Here is a 15786-nt window from a genome sequence, read left to right as displayed (position 1 = left end):
TGGTGCGGGGCCCCCGGCGTGTCCCGTCATGTCGGCCCGATCAGCCGCCGCACTGGCACGGCGCGCCCGACTGGCAGCCGCAGCCGCAGCCCGAGCCGCAGCCGCAGGCGCCTAGCAGGACCAGCCGGTGCGGCTGCGGGACTTCCGTGGGCTGCTCTGCGATGGCTTCGGGGGTGGGGGACTCGGCCATGGTGTTCCCTCCTCGGGGCGAACTGCCTGTCCCTCAGTTCATGCCCAGCCCGGCGGGCGCGTCAACGGCGCACGCGCGCGCGGGCGTTCGCCGCGCCGGCCACTGCGTGACCGATGGTGCCGATGAGCAGCAGGGCGACGACCGTGCCCAGCGTGAATGCCTCGAACGCCGTCCGCGACACCCCCCACGTGTCGTGGAAGTCGTACGTGATGCCGAGCAGCGCCTCCAGCGTGCCCGGGAACAGGGCCGTCCACGATCCGGTCAGGATCCACGCGTAGACCAGCGCCGCGCAGATCATGAACCCCTTCGTCCCGAACGGGACCCGGTACGGGCGCGGTACGTCCCTGTGGCGCAGGCGGAGGACCGCCAGGGCCGGGATCACCGTCAGGTACGAGAGCAGCAGCGTCGTCACCGCGACGGTCAGGACGACCGAGAACACCGCCGCCGCGTCGCCGTCGGCGAGCCGCATCGCCGCCACCATGAACACCGTCGCGATCGCCCCTGACAGCAGGTTCGTGCGCACCGGTGTGCCCAGCCCGGGGTGGAACGCGCCCAGCTTGCGGCTGAAGAACCCGCCGTCCGCCGCCGCCATCGCCTGCATCCGGTCGCTGACGATCATCCAGGCGCTGCCCTGGGTGAGGAGCGCGAAGACGAAGAGGAGCGCGGTCACCTTCAGGAGTGCGCCGCTTGCGCCTCCGTAGATCGTGAAGATGGTCTGCGCGCCCTCCATGAAGCCGCCGATGCCGGTCACCTTGCCGGGCGGGACCACGCAGAGGATCGCCAGTACGGGGAGCAGGTAGCAGGCCGCCGCGATCCCCGCGGAGCGGCCCAGGGCCGCGGGGACGTCGCGCTGCGGGTTGTGCATCTCCTCGCCCGCGGCGTTCGGGGCCTCGAAGCCCACGTACGCGAAGAGGAGCACCGGTACCAGGGCCAGGAAGCCCGCCGTGGTGGGGCTGAAGGTGGTGGCTGGGGTGTTGTCCGCCGTTCCTGTCAGGCCCTGGAAGCCGTGTGCCATGCCGTAGGCCACTGCCGTCGCCGTGAACACGGTGAGCGCGAGGACCTTGGCCGCCGCGCCCGCCGTGGTGATCCACTTGCCTTTGCGCAGCGAGACCACTGCCGTGAGGATCGCCGTCCAGATGAACACCGTCTTGAACGCGTAGTCCGCGAACGTGCCCTGGCCCAGGCGGAACACGAAGCCGTCCCACGTCCGGGCCGCGATGAAGACGAGCGAGCCGCCCAGCCAGATCGGGTTCGTCACCCAGTAGAAGAGGGTCGTGAGCGCCGCCGTGAGCCGGCCGAACGCCAGCTTCACCCAGACGTAGGGGCCGCCCTCCTGGGGGAAGGCCGCGCCCGTCTCCGCGAAGAGCAGCGCGTACGGGACGAGGAACGCGACCGCGATGACCGCCGTCCACGTCACCGCCTCTCCGCCGCCCGTCGCGATCTGGCCCACCGTGTCGAAGGAGATCACCGCCGCCACCGCCATCGCCGTGATGTCGAAGCGGCGGAGGCTTCTGTGGAGGTGGGGGGTGGGGGTGGTTTCTTCGCCGGTGGACTCCGCGGCGGCTGAGCCCACGGCGGCGGTGCTTGGTGGTGGTGCTGCTTGTTCTTTGTAGTCGGGCACGTCTGTGTCCTCGGGGCTGGGGACGGGTGGGACCGTGCGGGTGGCTGTGGGGCGCGACCGAGGTGCGCGGGGCGGGGCCCGGGGGCTACTTCGCGATCTCGCCCGTCGGTGTCGTGCGTTCCAGGACCGAGCGCATCGCCGTGGCCGCCTCCTTCGCCTCCTGCTCCGTCATGATCAGCGGCGGGGACAGGACCAGGCTGTGGGCCGAGTCGCGGACGATGACGCCCGTCTCCTTGCGGATCACGTCGTGCGGCATGCGGGCCGGGTTCAGGGGGAGGGGGGTGCGGGTCTCGCGGTCGGCCACCAGCTCCACCGCCAGCATCATGCCCACCGAGCGGATCTCTCCCACGATCGGCAAGTCGCCCAGTTCCTCGGTGAGTCGGGCGTGGAGGTGTTCGCCCATCGTGATCGCTCGGGGCAGGAGGTTCTCCCGTTCGATGATGTCCAGGTTCGCGAGGGCCACCGCCGCCGCCACCGGGTGGCCGTTGTACGTGTAGCCCATCGGGAAGCCGTGGTCCTGGAGCAGCGCCTCCGTCACCTCGTCGGAGACGAGCAGGGCGCCGAGCGGGGTGTAGCCCGACGTGATGCCCTTCGCCGTGGTGATGATGTCCGGCTTCACGTCGAAGTGCTGGGCCGCGAACCATTCGCCCACGCGGCCGTACGCCGTCACCACCTCGTCGAAGACGAGGAGGATGCCGTGGCGGTCGAGGACCTCGCGCACGCGCGGCCAGTAGTCCGCCGGCGGGACCAGCATGCCGCCCACGCCCATGATCGGTTCGCCGATCATGGCCGCGATGTTGGAGGCACCGATCTCCGCGATGCGGCCCTCCAGTTCGGCGATCAGGAAGTCCGTGGGGTCGGCGTCGCCGTAGAGCTCCGTGCGGTACGGCCACGGCGGCGTCAGGTGGCTGACGTGCGGCATCATCGGGGCGAAGCCCTCGTGGTAGACGGGGAATCCGGTGGCCGAGCCGCCTCCGTAGCCGATGCCGTGGTACGCCTTGTCGCGGGCCAGGATCCAGGTGCGGGAGCCCTCGCCCCTGCGGTGGTGGTAGTAGCGGGCCATCTTGATGGCCGCCTCGTTGCCCTCCGAGCCGCCCGACGTGAAGTAGACGTGGTTGAGGTTGTCGGGGGCCAGCGTGGTGAGGCGTTCGGCCAGCTGGATCGCCTTGTCGTTCGAGAACTCCCAGAAGCTCGTGAAGTATTCGAGCTGCTGCATCTGCGCGTGTGCCACGTCCGCGATCTCCTTGCGGCCGTGGCCGACCTGGGCGAGCCAGAGCCCGCCCGTCGCGTCGAGGTAGCTGCGGCCCTCCGCGTCGGTGAGGCGGCAGCCCTTGCCCTCCGTCATCACCACGCGTTCCTCGGCGGTGCCGGGGAGGTAGGGGTGGATGATGTGCGCCCGGTCCGTGGCGGCGAGCTGCTGTGCGGGGGTGAGGGTCATGGTGTTCGTCCCTTCGGGAGAGGGTGGGGAGTTGTCCGGGCGGTCGCGGTCAAGGCCGGCTACGCGTACGTGATCCACGTCGTCTTCAGGCCCGTGTACTTGTCGAGCGAGTGGAGCGACAGGTCCCTGCCGTGGCCCGACTGCTTGAAGCCGCCGAACGGCGTCAGCGGGCTCAGCGCGTCGACCGCGTTCACCGAGACCGTCCCTGCGTGCAGGGCGTCCGAGACGCGGTGGGCGCGCGCCAGGTCCCTCGTCCACAGCGAGGCCGCCAGGCCGTACGGGGAGTCGTTGGCGGTGCGTATCGCCTCCTCCTCCGTGGTGAAGGCGTGGACCGTCAGGACCGGGCCGAAGAGTTCCTCGCGGGCCAGGGGCGCATCGGGGCGCAGGCCGGTGACGATGGTGGGGGTGACGTAGGCGCCCTCGCGCGTCCCGCCCGTGATCACCTTGCCGCCGGAGGCCTCCACCGCCGCGAGGACCCGTGCCGCCTGGGCCTCGTCGACCAGCGGGCCGAGGTTCGTGCCGGGGTCCAGGGGGTCGCCCGGTACGAAGCGTGCCGCGTGCTCCGCGACGCGGGCCGTGAAGTCGTCGGCGATCGAACTCTCCACCAGAAGGCGGGTGTTGGCCGAGCAGACCTGGCCCGCGTTGTACGCGAATCCCCAGGCCGCGCGCTCTGCCGCCGCGTCCAGGTCCGCGTCCGCGAAGACCACGTTCGGGCTCTTGCCGCCCGCCTCCGGCCAGACCTGCTTCATGTTCGACTCGGCGGAGTAGGAGAGGAAGCGGCGGGCGACCTCCGTCGAGCCCGTGAAGACCAGGGTGTCGACGTCCTTGTGCAGGCCGAGCGCCCTGCCCGCGGTGTCGCCCATGCCGGGGACGACGTTCAGTACGCCGTCGGGCAGGCCCGCCTCCGCCGCCAGTTCGGCCAGGCGCAGCGCCGACAGCGGGGACTGCTCCGCCGGCTTGAGTACGACGCTGTTGCCCGCCGCGAGGGCCGGCGCCAGCTTCCAGCTCGCGAGGTCCAGCGGGAAGTTCCACGGGACCACGGCACCCACCACGCCCAGCGGGGTGCGGCGGACCGTCGCCAGGCTGCCCGGGGGCGTCGGCGCGATCTCGTCGTACAGCTTGTCCGCGGCCTCCGCGTACCAGGCGAAGACGCCGGCCGCGCCGGGCACGTCCGTGCCGTGGGACTCGGCGATCGGCTTGCCCATGTCGAGGGTGTCGAGGAGGGCCAGCTCCTCGGCGTTGGCGGTGATCAGGCCGGCGAGTGCGAGCAGGACGCGCTTGCGGGCCGCCGGGTCGGTGCGGGACCAGCGGCCGTCCTCGAAGGAGGCACGGGCCGCGCGGACCGCCGCGTCGATCTCGGGCGCTTCGCCGCGCGTGACGTGTGCGGTGACCTTGCCGGTGGCCGGGTCGGTGGTGGGGAAGGTGGCTCGGGTTTGCGACTCGGCCCATGTGCCGTTGATGAACGCCCTTGTGCGTGGCGTCAGTTCGGCTGCTCGGCGCTGCCAGTCTGCGTAGGTGTTCATGCGGCGGCTCCCCTCTATTTCTTTGAGATCGGATTCAAACAATGGGGCACCGGGTCGTCAATGCCCTGGGCGCAAGGAACTTGATTTATTTGAACCGGGTAACAGAGAATTAACCCATGGGGAACAAGCCTGGGAGACCGAAGAACCAGACGGCGCGCCGCGAGGCCCTCGTCGACGCGGCGGGGCGCGCCATCGCCGAGCGGGGCCTGGAGGGTCTGCGCATCAAGGACATCGCCGCCGAGGCGGGGATGTCGGCGGGGTCCGTTCTGTACTACTACCCGGAGATGGGCGAGCTGGTCCTGGAGGTGCACCGGGGCGCCGTGGAGCGCTATCTCGCCGCCCGGCAGGGGGCCGTGGACGGGGCGGCCGGGGCCGCCGCACGGCTGCGGGCCCTCGTGGGGAGCGGGCTGCCGGGCGGCTCGGGGGACGCCGTGCACGGACTGCTCTTCGAGCTGCACCGGCGCGCCGACCGCAGCTCCGGGCACGCGACTTTGATGGCGTCGCTCTTCGCGCGCGAGGTCGCCCTGTACGCGACGGTGCTCGAAGTCGGCGCGGCAGTCGGGGAGTTCACACTCGCGGAGCCCGTCGCCGACCTCGCGCGCAACCTCGTCGCGCTGGAGGACGGCTACGGGCTGCACATCGTCAGCCGCAACGCCGAGCTGACGCCGGATGTCGCCCGGCGCCTGCTCCTCGGCTACGCGCGGACGGTCACCGGCTGCCCGGAGCTGTGAGCCGGGCCCTCTCGCCGTCGTCGCCCGCGAGGGCCACCGCGGTGAGCGCCATGCCGAGCGCGCCGTCGAGGACCGCCCGGTCCGCTTCCGGGGTGACGCACGCCGCCGCGAACTCCTTCTGGTGGTTGACCGCGGGCAGCGAGCCGATGCCCAGGTAGGGGTGGATGGCGGGCAGGACGCGGGAGACGTTGCCCATGTCCGTGGAGGCGCGGTTCATCCGGGCCGCCGGGGATCCGGAGCTGTCGAACGTACGGCCGAGGGAGGTGGCCGCCCGGCGGTAGAGAGCCAGCATCGCGGCGTCGTTGCGGAACTCCGAGTACGGGCGGGACTCCGGCTCTATTTCGAGGTCGCAGGCCGAGGCCAGGGCGCCGGCCTCGAAGCACCTCTCGACGCGTGGCTGGAGCGCGGACAGTTCCTCGAGGCTGCCCGCGCGCACGTACCAGCGGCCCTCGGTCAGCTCCGGGATCGCGTTCGGGGCCTCCCCGCCGCGCGTCACCATGCCGTGCACGCGCGTCGTGGAGGGGAGCTGCTGGCGCAGGAGTCCGATGGCGACCTGGGCGACCGTGAACGCGTCCGCCGCGTTGCGGCCCCGCTCCGGGTAGGCCGCCGCATGTGCCGCCTTGCCGTGGTAGCGGACCTTGAGGTGCGCGACCGCGTACGGGTCGGCCTCGGCGACGTCCGCGGGCCCGGGGTGCACCATCATCGCCGCGTGCACCCCGTCGAAGGCGCCGCGCTCCAGCATGAGGATCTTGCCTCCGCCGCCCTCCTCGGCCGGGGTGCCGAAGACGGTGACCTTGAGGCCCAGCTCGTCCGCCACCGGCGCCAGTCCGGCCGCGGCGCCCACCGCGGCCGCCGCGATGACGTTGTGCCCGCAGGCGTGGCCGAGGCCGGGCAGCGCGTCGTACTCGGCGCAGATCGCGAGGTGGAGCGGGCCGCTGCCGACAGTGGCGGTGAAGGCGGTGGGCAGGCCCGCGGTGCCGGTCACGACGTCGTAGCCGAGATCGTTGAGCGCGTACGCGGTCCAGCGTGCCGCCTTCTCCTCCTCCCACGCCACCTCGGGGTTCGCGTGGATGCGACGGCTCAGGGCGAGGAGTTCGGGCGCCGCCTTCGCGACCGCCTCGCGCACGGGCCTCACTCGTCCCCCGGCACGCCGTAGTTCGGCGCCGCGTCCGGGGCGAGCGCCCGTTGGACATACGCCTCCTCCTGGGGCTCCCACCGTTTCCACAGGTCCGCGAGCTCCGCGATCGGATCGCCCTCGGTCCAGTCGACGCGCAGGTCCGTCACCGGCCACTGCTGTGCGTCGACGACGAGGAGCCCGGCCGAGTGGACGGGGCCCGCCTCGCCGCCCGCCGCCGCGCCCGCGGTCAGCGCGTCGACGAGACGGCGGGCCAGCGGAGCCTCGGGGTCCGCGGCCGTGAACGCGTCGAGTACCGCCCGGGGGACCCCGGGGCCCGACAGGAGGTTCCCCGCGGCCACGGCGTCGGGGCCGACCGCCTCCGCGTACGTGCCGAGGGTCCGCGCGCCCGAGAAGACCGCGCCGGGACCGAAGGCGCCGACGACCGTCAACTGCCGCCATTCGGCGTGGGGTTGGGCGGCCGCCTCGCGTACGGCCGTCTTCGCGGGCACCCCGGATTCCAGGAGGTCGAGCAGGCGGGTGCCCAGGCGCGGGTCGGTGACGTTCTGGGAGCAGACCGCGCCCACCCCGGGCCGTACGTGCGCGCAGCGCGCGGCGACGGCCGGCGAGGACGAGGTGACGGCCACCCCGAACCGGCCCGTGCGCGGACACCGCGCGGCGATCGAGAACGTCATCGGCGCTCCTTCGGGATGACGGCCGTCGCGTCGATCTCGACGAGCCACTCCGGACGGGCCAGCGCCGACACGACCAGGCCCGTGGAGACGTAGTGGACGCCCTTGAGCCAGCGGCCCATGACGCGGTAGACGGGCTCGCGGAAGCGGATGTCCGTCAGATAGACGGTGATCTTGACGATGTCGCCCAGGCGGCTGCCGGACTCCTCCAGGAGCATCGCGATGTTCGCCATGGCCTTCTCGGCCTGGGCGGCGACGTCCCCGACGCCCACGTTCTCGCGCGTGTCGAGATCCTGGCCGATCTGACCGCGCAGATAGACGGTGCCGTCGGCGACGACCGCCTGCGCGAGGTCGTTGGACAGGTCCTGCTCGGGATAGGTGTCCGCCGTGTTGAAGGGGCGGACGCGCCGGTGGGTCGTCACTTGGTCTTCCTCCCGAGCGTGCCGAGGACGTTGTCGCTGAGCCCGGCCGCGTCCTTCACCAGGTCGAGCGGGCCCTCCCAGTCGAAGTTGCGGTACACCGCGCCAAGGTGCGCGAACGGCGGGGACTGCGCGAACAGCTGGAACGTCAGACGGTGGCCCGCGTAGTCCGAGTTGAGCAGGTCACGGGCGTACGCGAGGAGCTTGCGGCGGTCCTCGGCGACCCAGTGCTCGTTGATCGAGTAGAACTTGTCGAGCCACGGCTTGGTGTCCGGGTGGTCGAAGGACGCCTTGTCGGGCGTGATGCAGATCTGGCCGCCGCACAGCTCGCGCGCGATGTGCATCATCTCGTGCAGCTGCGAGCAGGCCAGGACGCGGCCGGTGTACAGCAGCGACTGGTTCGGCATGAGGAGCCCGCCGGGGCTGGGCTCCGCCATCGCGATGGACGCGGTCAGGTGCGCGTTGATGCCCTCGCGGTAGCAGGCCAGCGTCGCGAGCTTCTCCTGCACGGCCTGCTGCTTCTCCAGGCCGGTCTGCTTCACGTTCCACAGGGCGGCGCCGATCATCAGGTCCGCGAGCCGCAGGTTGCGCTGCGTGAACGCGAACGCGCTGTAGCGGTGGAGCGTGGCGCGGATGAAGGTCGCGGCCTTGGTGTCCCGGTAGAAGAGGACGTTCTCCCAGGGGATCTCGACGTCGTCGAAGACGACCAGGGTGTCGACCTCGTCGAAGCGGCTGGAGACCGGGTAGTCGGCGGGCGGCTTCGTACCGGCGAAGCCCGTACGGCAGATGTACTTCAGGCCGGGCGATCCCATGTCGGCGATGAACCCGAGGGCGTAGTCGGAGAGTTCGGAGTCGCCCCAGTTCGCGATCGTCGGCTTCGTGAACGCCTGGTTCGAGTAGGCGGCGGCCGTCTCGTACTTGGCGCCGCGCACGACGATGCCGCTGTCCGTCTCCCGCACGACGTGCAGGAGCATGTCCGGGTCCTGGTCCTGGGGGCGCTTGGAGCGGTCGCCCTTCGGGTCGGTGTTCGCCGAGACGTGGAAGGGGTCGGCGTACAGCGCGTGGTCGATGTGCCGCTTGACGTTCTCCGCGTACGCGGGGTTGATCGCGTTGAGGACGTCCTGGCCGTCGATGAGCGACCAGACCTCACCGATCGTCTCGTCACCGACACGGGTCACGACGCCGCCGACGTCGCTCAGCACGGCGTCCGTCGCCGCCCGCTTCGCGTCCCAGTCCTCGCGGGTGCGCGGCGGCTTCTGCTGGATCGCGTTGACCTCGCCGGTCGACTCGTCCCGGTACGTCATGGAGTCCCGGGTCGCCGGGTCGTGCGCCATGTCGTAGATCCGGGCGCGTATGTCGACCAGCGGCTTGAACGCGGGGTGCGTGGTCACGTCGGTGACCTTCTCGCCGTTCATCCATACGTCGCGGCCGTCGCGGATCGACTCGCGGTACTGGTCTCCGGTGCGGATCATGCGCCGTGCTCCTTGAGGGAGTTGAGGGGGCTCGGGGTGGCATACGTACGGGCGTGGTGGACGAGGGGGTGCGCGCCGGACACCGCGGAGGCGACGACCGCGCCGAACAGGACCTGGTGTGTGCCCTGCGTCACGGAGTCGGCCAGCCGGCAGTCGAAGGCGGCGGCGGCGCCGCGCAGGACGGGGGCGCCGGTGGCGAGCACGTCCCACTCGGCGCTGTCGAAGTCGTACGGGCCGCTGCCGTGGGCGGGGCGGCCCGCGAACACGTCCGAGACGTGGGCCTGGCCGGCGGCGAGGACGCTCACGGCGATGACGCCGTTGCGCACGGCGGCCGCGGCGAGGGGGCTCCGCTCGTTCACACACACCAGCAGCGAGGGCGGGTCGGCGGAGACGGAGCACATGGCGGAGACGGTCTGGGCGAAGCGACCGGCCGGTCCTTCGGTGGAGACAACGGTCACGCCCGTCGCGGCGTTCCCATCGCGGCCACGAAGTCCTGGCGGGATGTGAGGAGTTGGTCCGGAGCAATGGTCACGAGCGGCCTCCCTCGGAGCGAGTGGGCTGTGGTGGGACCACTATGGGAGCCGGGACCTGCATCCGTACAACAGATCTTTTAGCGCTATTGCATTTGTTTTGGAGATGCTCGGGCCTGAGCTGCTCGTTCAGGCGCGCAGAGCCTCCCTGCAGGCCGTCGCGAACGCCTGCGCGCGGCCTGTCAGCCGGACCCCGCGCAGCTTCGCCAGGACGACGGGGAGCGCGGGCAGGGAGTCGGCGAGCGGCAGCGCGACGACGCTCGACCCGTCGTATGTGCGGTCGTGCGCGGGCCTCTGATTGAGCAGCGACCAGCCGTATCCGGCCGCGACCAGGGCGCGCACGGTCTCGTAGCTACGGGTGCGGTGGCTGATGCGCGGTTCGACGCCGGCCTTGGCCGCGACGGAGCGGAAGTAGTCGCGGCTCGCGGGCAGGTCGAGCAGGATCATCGGCTCGTCCGCGAGGTCGGCGAGCCGGGCCCGGCCACCGCCCGCGAGCCGGTGCCCCTCGGGGACGAGGGCGTAGGGCGGGGCCATCGCGAGGACCTCGCACTCGATGTCGGCGTCGAGATCCATGTCGTAGAGCAGCGCCAGTTCGCAGGCGCCCGTGCGCAGGCTCTCCTGCACGGCCGGGATGTCGCCCTCGACGACCTCGACGCGTACGGCGGGCTGGCGCTCGCCGAACTCCCGCAGCAGGCGGGGCAGATAGAACGGGGCGAGGGTCTGGAAGCAGCCCACGGCCAGCTCGCCCACGAGGTCGGCGCCCAGGCTCCTGGCCGACTCGGCCAGCTCGTCGGCGTGCGTGAGGAAGCCGCGCAGCTCGTGCAGGAACCGCTCCCCCGCCGCCGTCAGCTCCAGGCCCTTCGCGTGCCGGCGGATCAGGAGCTGCACGCCGAGCTCGCGCTCCAGGTGGTGCACGGCGGTGGAGACCGCGGACTGCGAGACGTTGATGCGGTGCGCGGCGGCGGTCATGCTGCCGAGCTCGGCCGCGGCGAGGAAGTACCGCAGCTGCACGAGGGTGAAGTTCGCGTCCTTGGCCATGGCGGGATTGTGCCCCGGGCGCCCGCGAGCTGTCTGCATCTCGAAATCAGATGTAACTCCCGGGAAATCGATGTTTGACCGTTGACTGAAACCGTCGCGAGACTCCCCCGACCGACACCGCCCCCCGTACTCCCCCCGCCCCGCTCAGACAGGGAGTCCCACATGCCAGACCCGTCCCCGTCCCCTGCAGCTTCCGCTTCCGCGTCCGCATCTCCCTCGGTGGAGCAGCACACCATCGACCACGTCCCCGAGAACGAGCGCCACGGCCGCGTCCGTGACCTGTTCACGATGTGGTTCGGCACGAACATCGCGCCGTTGCCGCTGGTCACCGGCGCCATGGGCGTCCAGGTGTTCCACCAGTCGTTCTGGTCCGGCGTCCTCGCGATCCTGGTCGGCCAGCTCGTCGGCGCCGTCTTCATGGCGCTGCACTCGGCACAGGGCCCGCAGCTCGGCGTCCCGCAGATGATCCAGAGCCGGGCGCAGTTCGGCAGCGTGGGCGCCCTGCTGATCGTGGTCGTGGCGGCGGCGATGTACATCGGCTTCTTCGCCTCGAACATCATCCTGGCGGGCAAGTCCCTGCACGGCCTCGCGCCCGCGGTGCCGGTCGACGCGGGCATCGCGCTCGGGGCTCTCGGCTCGGCCCTGATCTGCTGGGTCGGCTACCGCCTCATCCACACCCTCAACAAGATCGCGACGTGGGTGCTCGGTGCGGGCATCCTGGTCGGCCTCGCCGTGGTGGTCGGGCGCGGCCTGCCCGACGGCTTCTTCTCGGCGGGCTCCTTCACGTTCGCGGGCTGGCTCGCGACGGTGTCCCTGAGCGCCCTGTGGCAGCTGGCCTTCGCCCCGTACGTCTCCGACTACTCCCGCTACCTGCCGCGCACCGTCCGTACGGCGTCGACCTTCTGGGCCACGTACTGGGGTTCGTGTCTCGGCTCGACGCTGCCGTTCCTCGCCGGCACGGTGATCGGCCTCGCGTCGCCCGGCACGGACGACACGGTGGCGGGCTTCGACAGCGCGGCGGGCGCCTTCGGCCCGGTCGTGCTGCTCCTGTTCCTCTTCTCGGTCGTCAACCACAACGCGCTCAACCTCTACGGCGCGGTGCTGTCGCTGATCACCATCTGCCAGACGTTCCGCCCCGCGTGGACCCCGCGCCACAGGGCACGCGGCACCGTCTCCGCGGTGGTCCTCGCGGCCGCGCTGATCATCGCGACGGCCCTGTCCAGCGACTTCGTCTCCAGCTTCGTGAACCTCGTACTGGTCCTGCTCGTCGTCCTCGTCCCCTGGACGGCGATCAACCTGATCGACTTCTACCTCGTCCACCGCGGGCGCTACGCACTCGGCGACCTCTTCGCTCCCGACGGCGGACGCTACGGCCGCTTCAACCCGGTGGCCCTGACGTCGTACGCGATCGGCATCGCGGTCCAACTCCCCTTCGTCGCCACGTCGCTGTACACGGGCCCGCTGGTGGCACCCCTCGGCGGCGCGGACCTGTCGTGGCTCGTGGGACTGGTCGTGACGGCGCCGGTGTACTACGTGTGGGCGCGGAGGGTGGCGCTGCGGGGCGGGAGCGATGTGACGGAGGCGGAGACGGGGTCGGCCTCGCAGACGGGGGTGGCATCGGAGTCGGCTTCGGCGACGGCGTGACGGCGGCTTGCCCGGCGGCGCACCACGAACGGCACCGGACGTGACGCGGACGCGGATACGCGCGGACAGGTGCCGGCTTGGAAGGCGGGAGTGACCCCCGCAGCGATCGGTGAGCTGATGCACGTGCGGATCCCCGCCGAGGCCGAGGACCGCCGCGCCGCGTACCAGAACGGGTTCCAGGACGATGGTCTTCTTCTGGCCTTTACTGTGCTGACAGCGCGTGTGGACGCGTTTGTGAAGCGGCTCGCCCCCGAGCAGGAACTCACCCACCGCGCCGAGCCCTTGCAGCAGTCGGCGAAGCCCATGACGCCGTTCGCGCACCTCGGGCTCAAGGAGCCGGAGACGCTTGCCGACGTCCGCAACGGACCCGTGTGCGCGCCCTGCGCCGGCGAGCTGAACTCCCTTGAGGTGACCGTGCATTCCCTCGATGCGCAGACCAGCCAGGTCTATCTGCGTGGGGTCGACTGACGGGGCCGGGTCCGCCGAGCGGCATTTCGCGCCGCACGGTGGTGGCGTTGAACGGGGGCCGCTGACGAGGCGCTGATCCCAGTGACTACAGGGGCTGTGGTGACTGGAGAGGCGGTGCATGGGGCCCCGCCCTACGATGGGTCTGGGTTCGTCCTGCGGGTTCTTCCTCACGTGGGTTGGAGTCGGCTCATGACGCATTCGACCCGGGGGTTGCGCAGGGGGGCTGTGACCGTCGTAGCGGTGGTGACGCTCGCGGTGCCGATAGCGGGTGGGTCCGCGTTCGCCACGCCGGCCTCCGTTTCCGCCGGCTCCAGCTCCGCCTCCGTCATCCGCGCCGCCGACCCGCCCTCCCCGTCCGATTCCGCGTCGACCGCTCCGGGGCAGGTCCAGAACCTCACTCCCGCCGTGGAGAGGGAGCTCGACACCGCCGTGCGGAAGGTCATGCGTGAGGCGAACGTGCCGGGTGTGACCTTCGGCGTGTGGACGCCGGACAAGGGCGAGTACGTGAAGTCCTTGGGTGTCGCGGACAAGAGCACCGGCCAGAAGATGTCGCCCGACCTGCACATGCGTATCGGCAGCGAGACCAAGACGTTCACCGTCACGTCGATACTGCAACTGGTCGACGAGAAGAAGGTCGGCCTCGACGATCCGATCGGCAAGTACATCGACGGCGTCCCCAACGGCGACAAGATCACGATCCGTCAGCTCGCCGAGATGCGCAGCGGACTCTTCAACTACTCGGAGGACGACGGCTTCTACAAGGCGCTGACGTCGAATCCGGAGCGGCCGTTCACCCCGCAGCAACTCCTCGACTACGCGTTCAAGCACCCCGTGCTGTTCGAGCCGGGCAAGCAGTTCTACTACAGCAACACCAACCTCATCCTGCTCGGCCTCGTGGTCGAGAAGGAGAGCGGCCGGCCGCTCCATGACTACATCCAGGACAACATCCTCACCCCGGCCGGCATGAAGCAGACGCTGTTCCCGACCGGCAACGAGTTCCCGGAGCCGCGCTCGCAGGGCTACACGAACCAGACCGCGAGCGGGAAGGTCGAGGACACGGTCGACTGGAACCCGTCCTGGGGCTGGGCGGCAGGCGCGATGATCTCCACCCTCGACGACCTGCGGATCTGGGCACCGACGGTCGCCACGGGCACGTTCCCCAATGGTGACGCGATGATCAGCCCCGCCGCGCAGAAGCAGCGCCTCATCACCCCGAAGACCACGATCCCGGGCGCGGGCTACGGCCTCGGCATCTTCAACGTCCAGGGCTGGATAGGCCACAACGGCTCCCTGCCGGGCTACGAGTCCCTGACGGTCTACCTGCCGTCGGCCAAGGCGACCCTCGTGGTGGTCCTGAACACGGACATCGACCACGACAACTCGGAGCCGAGCACCCTCGTCGGCCAGGCGATCACCGAGATCATCTCGCCGTCCAACATCTTCAACCTCCCGGCACAGCCGGCGGCGCAGTGACGGACTGTCCTGCGGACGCAAACAGAATGTGCAGCGTCCGCCGACGTCCGGCCACTCTCCGTCACCAAGGGCGCGTTTTTGCAGGTCAACACTGGTCGGCCTCTTCGTTCCAGGGCCTGTCCGAGGGGTCGCGTCACCGACCCGCACCCGACAGCACCGCCACCCGAATGGCCCAACATGACGTGCCACCCACATGGGTGCAAGCTGACAGTGCCCCCCGAGGAAATCCGTGAAAGGGGAAACAAATGCGCATTCGACGAATCCTCGCCGCCGTCATCGCCACGGCAGCCCTCGCCGGACTCGGCCTCACAGGCGCAGCCAGCGCCATCGCACAGGGCGCCCCATCCGCCGTCACCCCTTCTGAGTGCAAGCAGGGCGGCGGAACGGCCGATCTGACGGACAACCTCTGCAAGGGCGGTATGCACGACGGGGAGACGGTCGACTGAACCCCGCAAGGCGCCCCTGAACCCCACAAGGTGCCCCGCAGCCACGCGCCGCGGGGCGCTCCCGAACTCCGTCGCGCGCGAGCGCAGCGAGCTGCCAAGGGGGAGGCGCTCAGGCCGCAGGACCCGCAACCCGCCGCGCTGGGGTTCCAAAGAGGTCCCAGCCCATGAAAATGCCTCCCACCCGCGCCATATGCGCAGGCGGGAGGCATGATCGTGAAAGCTACTTCTTCTTACCCTGGTTCTTGACCGCCTCGATCGCCGCCGCGGCCGCGTCCGGGTCCAGGTACGTGCCGCCCGCCTTCAGGGGCTTGAAGTCCGCGTCGAGTTCGTAGGACAGCGGGATGCCCGTCGGGATGTTCAGGCCCGCGATGTCGGCGTCGGAGATGCCGTCGAGGTGCTTGACGAGGGCGCGCAGGCTGTTGCCGTGGGCCGCGACCAGGACCGTCTTGCCGTCCAGGAGGTCCGGGACGATGTCGTCGAACCAGTAGGGGAGCATGCGGACGACGACGTCCTTGAGGCACTCCGTCTGCGGGCGCAGCTCCGGCGGGAGGGCCGCGTAGCGGGCGTCGTTGAACTGGGAGTACTCCGCGTCGCGGGCCAGCGGCGGCGGCGGGGTGTCGTACGAGCGGCGCCAGAGCATGAACTGCTCCTCGCCGAACTCGGCCAGCGTCTGCGCCTTGTCCTTGCCCTGGAGCGCACCGTAGTGCCGCTCGTTCAGGCGCCACGAGCGGTGGACGGGGATCCAGTGGCGGTCCGCGGCCTCCAGCGACAGCTGCGCCGTGCGGATCGCGCGCTTCTGGAGCGAGGTGTGTACGACATCGGGGAGCAGGCCTGCGTCCTTGAGCAGCTCACCGCCGCGGACTGCCTCCTTCTCGCCCTTCTCGTTGAGATTGACGTCCACCCAACCGGTGAACAGGTTCTTCGCGTTCCATTCGCTCTCGCCGTGGCGGAGGAGGATCAGCTTGTACGGTGCGTCGGCCATGGCTC

Annotated in this window: 16 protein-coding genes; 5 read left to right on the top strand and 11 right to left on the bottom strand. The window is 70.6% G+C overall.

Annotation, left to right across the window (positions count from 1 at the left end; translation table 11 throughout):
- Positions 1 to 40: 40 nt before the first annotated feature.
- The 4 genes from ACZ67T_RS11335 to ACZ67T_RS11320 all read right to left on the bottom strand — a co-directional run bounded on the left by ACZ67T_RS11335 (position 41) and on the right by ACZ67T_RS11320 (position 4772).
- The gene (locus ACZ67T_RS11335; RefSeq protein ID WP_199841884.1) at positions 41 to 190 is read right to left on the bottom strand and encodes a hypothetical protein; all 150 of its coding nucleotides are present in this window, start codon (positions 188 to 190) and stop codon (positions 41 to 43) included.
- Between the two features lie 61 nt (positions 191 to 251).
- The gene (locus tag ACZ67T_RS11330; RefSeq protein WP_469983242.1) at positions 252 to 1811 is read right to left on the bottom strand and encodes an APC family permease; all 1560 of its coding nucleotides are present in this window, start codon (positions 1809 to 1811) and stop codon (positions 252 to 254) included.
- An 85-nt stretch (positions 1812 to 1896) separates the two neighbouring features.
- Positions 1897 to 3249 carry an aminotransferase family protein gene (locus ACZ67T_RS11325; RefSeq protein ID WP_469983241.1) on the bottom strand — a complete coding sequence of 451 codons (1353 nt, stop codon included), beginning with the start codon at positions 3247 to 3249 and terminating at the stop codon, positions 1897 to 1899.
- A gap of 59 nt (positions 3250 to 3308) precedes the next feature.
- Positions 3309 to 4772, bottom strand: a complete 1464-nt coding sequence (locus ACZ67T_RS11320) for an aldehyde dehydrogenase (protein WP_469983240.1) — start codon at positions 4770 to 4772, stop codon at positions 3309 to 3311.
- A gap of 116 nt (positions 4773 to 4888) precedes the next feature.
- Between ACZ67T_RS11320 and ACZ67T_RS11315 the strand changes: the two genes are divergently transcribed.
- Positions 4889 to 5503: a TetR/AcrR family transcriptional regulator gene (locus tag ACZ67T_RS11315; protein WP_469983239.1), complete on the top strand. Its 615-nt coding sequence runs from the start codon at positions 4889 to 4891 to the stop codon at positions 5501 to 5503.
- Here ACZ67T_RS11315 and ACZ67T_RS11310 read toward each other — a convergent pair.
- The 6 genes from ACZ67T_RS11310 to ACZ67T_RS11285 all read right to left on the bottom strand — a co-directional run bounded on the left by ACZ67T_RS11310 (position 5481) and on the right by ACZ67T_RS11285 (position 10768).
- Positions 5481 to 6638, bottom strand: coding sequence for a M20 family metallopeptidase (locus tag ACZ67T_RS11310; protein ID WP_469983237.1), 1158 nt, complete (start codon positions 6636 to 6638; stop codon positions 5481 to 5483). The two genes, ACZ67T_RS11315 and ACZ67T_RS11310, sit on opposite strands and share 23 nt — an antisense overlap.
- On the bottom strand, positions 6635 to 7312 hold the full coding sequence (locus ACZ67T_RS11305) for a DUF1028 domain-containing protein (protein ID WP_469983236.1): 678 nt from the start codon (positions 7310 to 7312) through the stop codon (positions 6635 to 6637). Before ACZ67T_RS11305 ends, ACZ67T_RS11310 begins: the two co-directional genes overlap by 4 nt.
- Entirely contained in the window at positions 7309 to 7731 is a 423-nt protein-coding gene (locus ACZ67T_RS11300) for a RidA family protein (protein WP_469983235.1), read from the bottom strand. Before ACZ67T_RS11300 ends, ACZ67T_RS11305 begins: the two co-directional genes overlap by 4 nt.
- Positions 7728 to 9200, bottom strand: a complete 1473-nt coding sequence (locus tag ACZ67T_RS11295) for a 4-hydroxyphenylacetate 3-hydroxylase family protein (RefSeq protein ID WP_469983233.1) — start codon at positions 9198 to 9200, stop codon at positions 7728 to 7730. The genes ACZ67T_RS11300 and ACZ67T_RS11295 overlap by 4 nt, the downstream gene beginning before the upstream one ends.
- On the bottom strand, positions 9197 to 9658 hold the full coding sequence (locus ACZ67T_RS11290) for a flavin reductase family protein (RefSeq protein WP_469983232.1): 462 nt from the start codon (positions 9656 to 9658) through the stop codon (positions 9197 to 9199). Before ACZ67T_RS11290 ends, ACZ67T_RS11295 begins: the two co-directional genes overlap by 4 nt.
- A 201-nt stretch (positions 9659 to 9859) precedes the next feature.
- Positions 9860 to 10768 carry a LysR family transcriptional regulator gene (locus ACZ67T_RS11285; RefSeq protein ID WP_469983231.1) on the bottom strand — a complete coding sequence of 303 codons (909 nt, stop codon included), beginning with the start codon at positions 10766 to 10768 and terminating at the stop codon, positions 9860 to 9862.
- A 162-nt stretch (positions 10769 to 10930) separates the two neighbouring features.
- On the opposite strand from ACZ67T_RS11285, the gene ACZ67T_RS11280 reads away from it, so the two are divergent.
- The 4 genes from ACZ67T_RS11280 to ACZ67T_RS11265 all read left to right on the top strand — a co-directional run bounded on the left by ACZ67T_RS11280 (position 10931) and on the right by ACZ67T_RS11265 (position 14799).
- Positions 10931 to 12412 (top strand): purine-cytosine permease family protein, encoded by a 1482-nt coding sequence (locus ACZ67T_RS11280; RefSeq protein ID WP_469983230.1) that lies wholly within the window; start codon positions 10931 to 10933, stop codon positions 12410 to 12412.
- 90 nt (positions 12413 to 12502) lie between these two features.
- Positions 12503 to 12880: a hypothetical protein gene (locus ACZ67T_RS11275; protein ID WP_469983229.1), complete on the top strand. Its 378-nt coding sequence runs from the start codon at positions 12503 to 12505 to the stop codon at positions 12878 to 12880.
- A 189-nt stretch (positions 12881 to 13069) separates the two neighbouring features.
- Positions 13070 to 14353 carry a serine hydrolase domain-containing protein gene (locus ACZ67T_RS11270; protein WP_469983228.1) on the top strand — a complete coding sequence of 428 codons (1284 nt, stop codon included), beginning with the start codon at positions 13070 to 13072 and terminating at the stop codon, positions 14351 to 14353.
- Between the two features lie 245 nt (positions 14354 to 14598).
- Positions 14599 to 14799 (top strand): hypothetical protein, encoded by a 201-nt coding sequence (locus ACZ67T_RS11265; RefSeq protein WP_469983226.1) that lies wholly within the window; start codon positions 14599 to 14601, stop codon positions 14797 to 14799.
- A 220-nt stretch (positions 14800 to 15019) separates the two neighbouring features.
- Here the strand turns inward: ACZ67T_RS11265 and ACZ67T_RS11260 are convergent, their stop codons facing one another.
- Positions 15020 to 15781, bottom strand: a complete 762-nt coding sequence (locus tag ACZ67T_RS11260; protein ID WP_469983224.1) for a phosphoglyceromutase — start codon at positions 15779 to 15781, stop codon at positions 15020 to 15022.
- Positions 15782 to 15786: the final 5 nt, after the last annotated feature.

It is taken from the genome of Streptomyces sp. NPDC107517 (genome assembly GCF_055582645.1).
Note: the sequence above shows the minus strand (reverse complement) of the source record. Positions and strands in the feature narration are given on the sequence as shown.

Excerpts from the sequence above, each read along its gene's own strand:
- ACZ67T_RS11320 (WP_469983240.1), bottom strand. The coding sequence starts at position 4,772 with ATGAACACCTACGCAGACTGGCAGCGCCGAGCAGCCGAACTGACGCCA.
- ACZ67T_RS11305 (WP_469983236.1), bottom strand. The coding sequence starts at position 7,312 with ATGACGTTCTCGATCGCCGCGCGGTGTCCGCGCACGGGCCGGTTCGGG.
- ACZ67T_RS11265 (WP_469983226.1), top strand. The coding sequence starts at position 14,599 with ATGCGCATTCGACGAATCCTCGCCGCCGTCATCGCCACGGCAGCCCTC.
- ACZ67T_RS11325 (WP_469983241.1), bottom strand. The coding sequence starts at position 3,249 with ATGACCCTCACCCCCGCACAGCAGCTCGCCGCCACGGACCGGGCGCAC.
- ACZ67T_RS11295 (WP_469983233.1), bottom strand. The coding sequence starts at position 9,200 with ATGATCCGCACCGGAGACCAGTACCGCGAGTCGATCCGCGACGGCCGC.
- ACZ67T_RS11280 (WP_469983230.1), top strand. The coding sequence starts at position 10,931 with ATGCCAGACCCGTCCCCGTCCCCTGCAGCTTCCGCTTCCGCGTCCGCA.
- ACZ67T_RS11285 (WP_469983231.1), bottom strand. The coding sequence starts at position 10,768 with ATGGCCAAGGACGCGAACTTCACCCTCGTGCAGCTGCGGTACTTCCTC.
- ACZ67T_RS11315 (WP_469983239.1), top strand. The coding sequence starts at position 4,889 with ATGGGGAACAAGCCTGGGAGACCGAAGAACCAGACGGCGCGCCGCGAG.
- ACZ67T_RS11335 (WP_199841884.1), bottom strand. The coding sequence starts at position 190 with ATGGCCGAGTCCCCCACCCCCGAAGCCATCGCAGAGCAGCCCACGGAA.
- ACZ67T_RS11260 (WP_469983224.1), bottom strand. The coding sequence starts at position 15,781 with ATGGCCGACGCACCGTACAAGCTGATCCTCCTCCGCCACGGCGAGAGC.
- ACZ67T_RS11270 (WP_469983228.1), top strand. The coding sequence starts at position 13,070 with ATGACGCATTCGACCCGGGGGTTGCGCAGGGGGGCTGTGACCGTCGTA.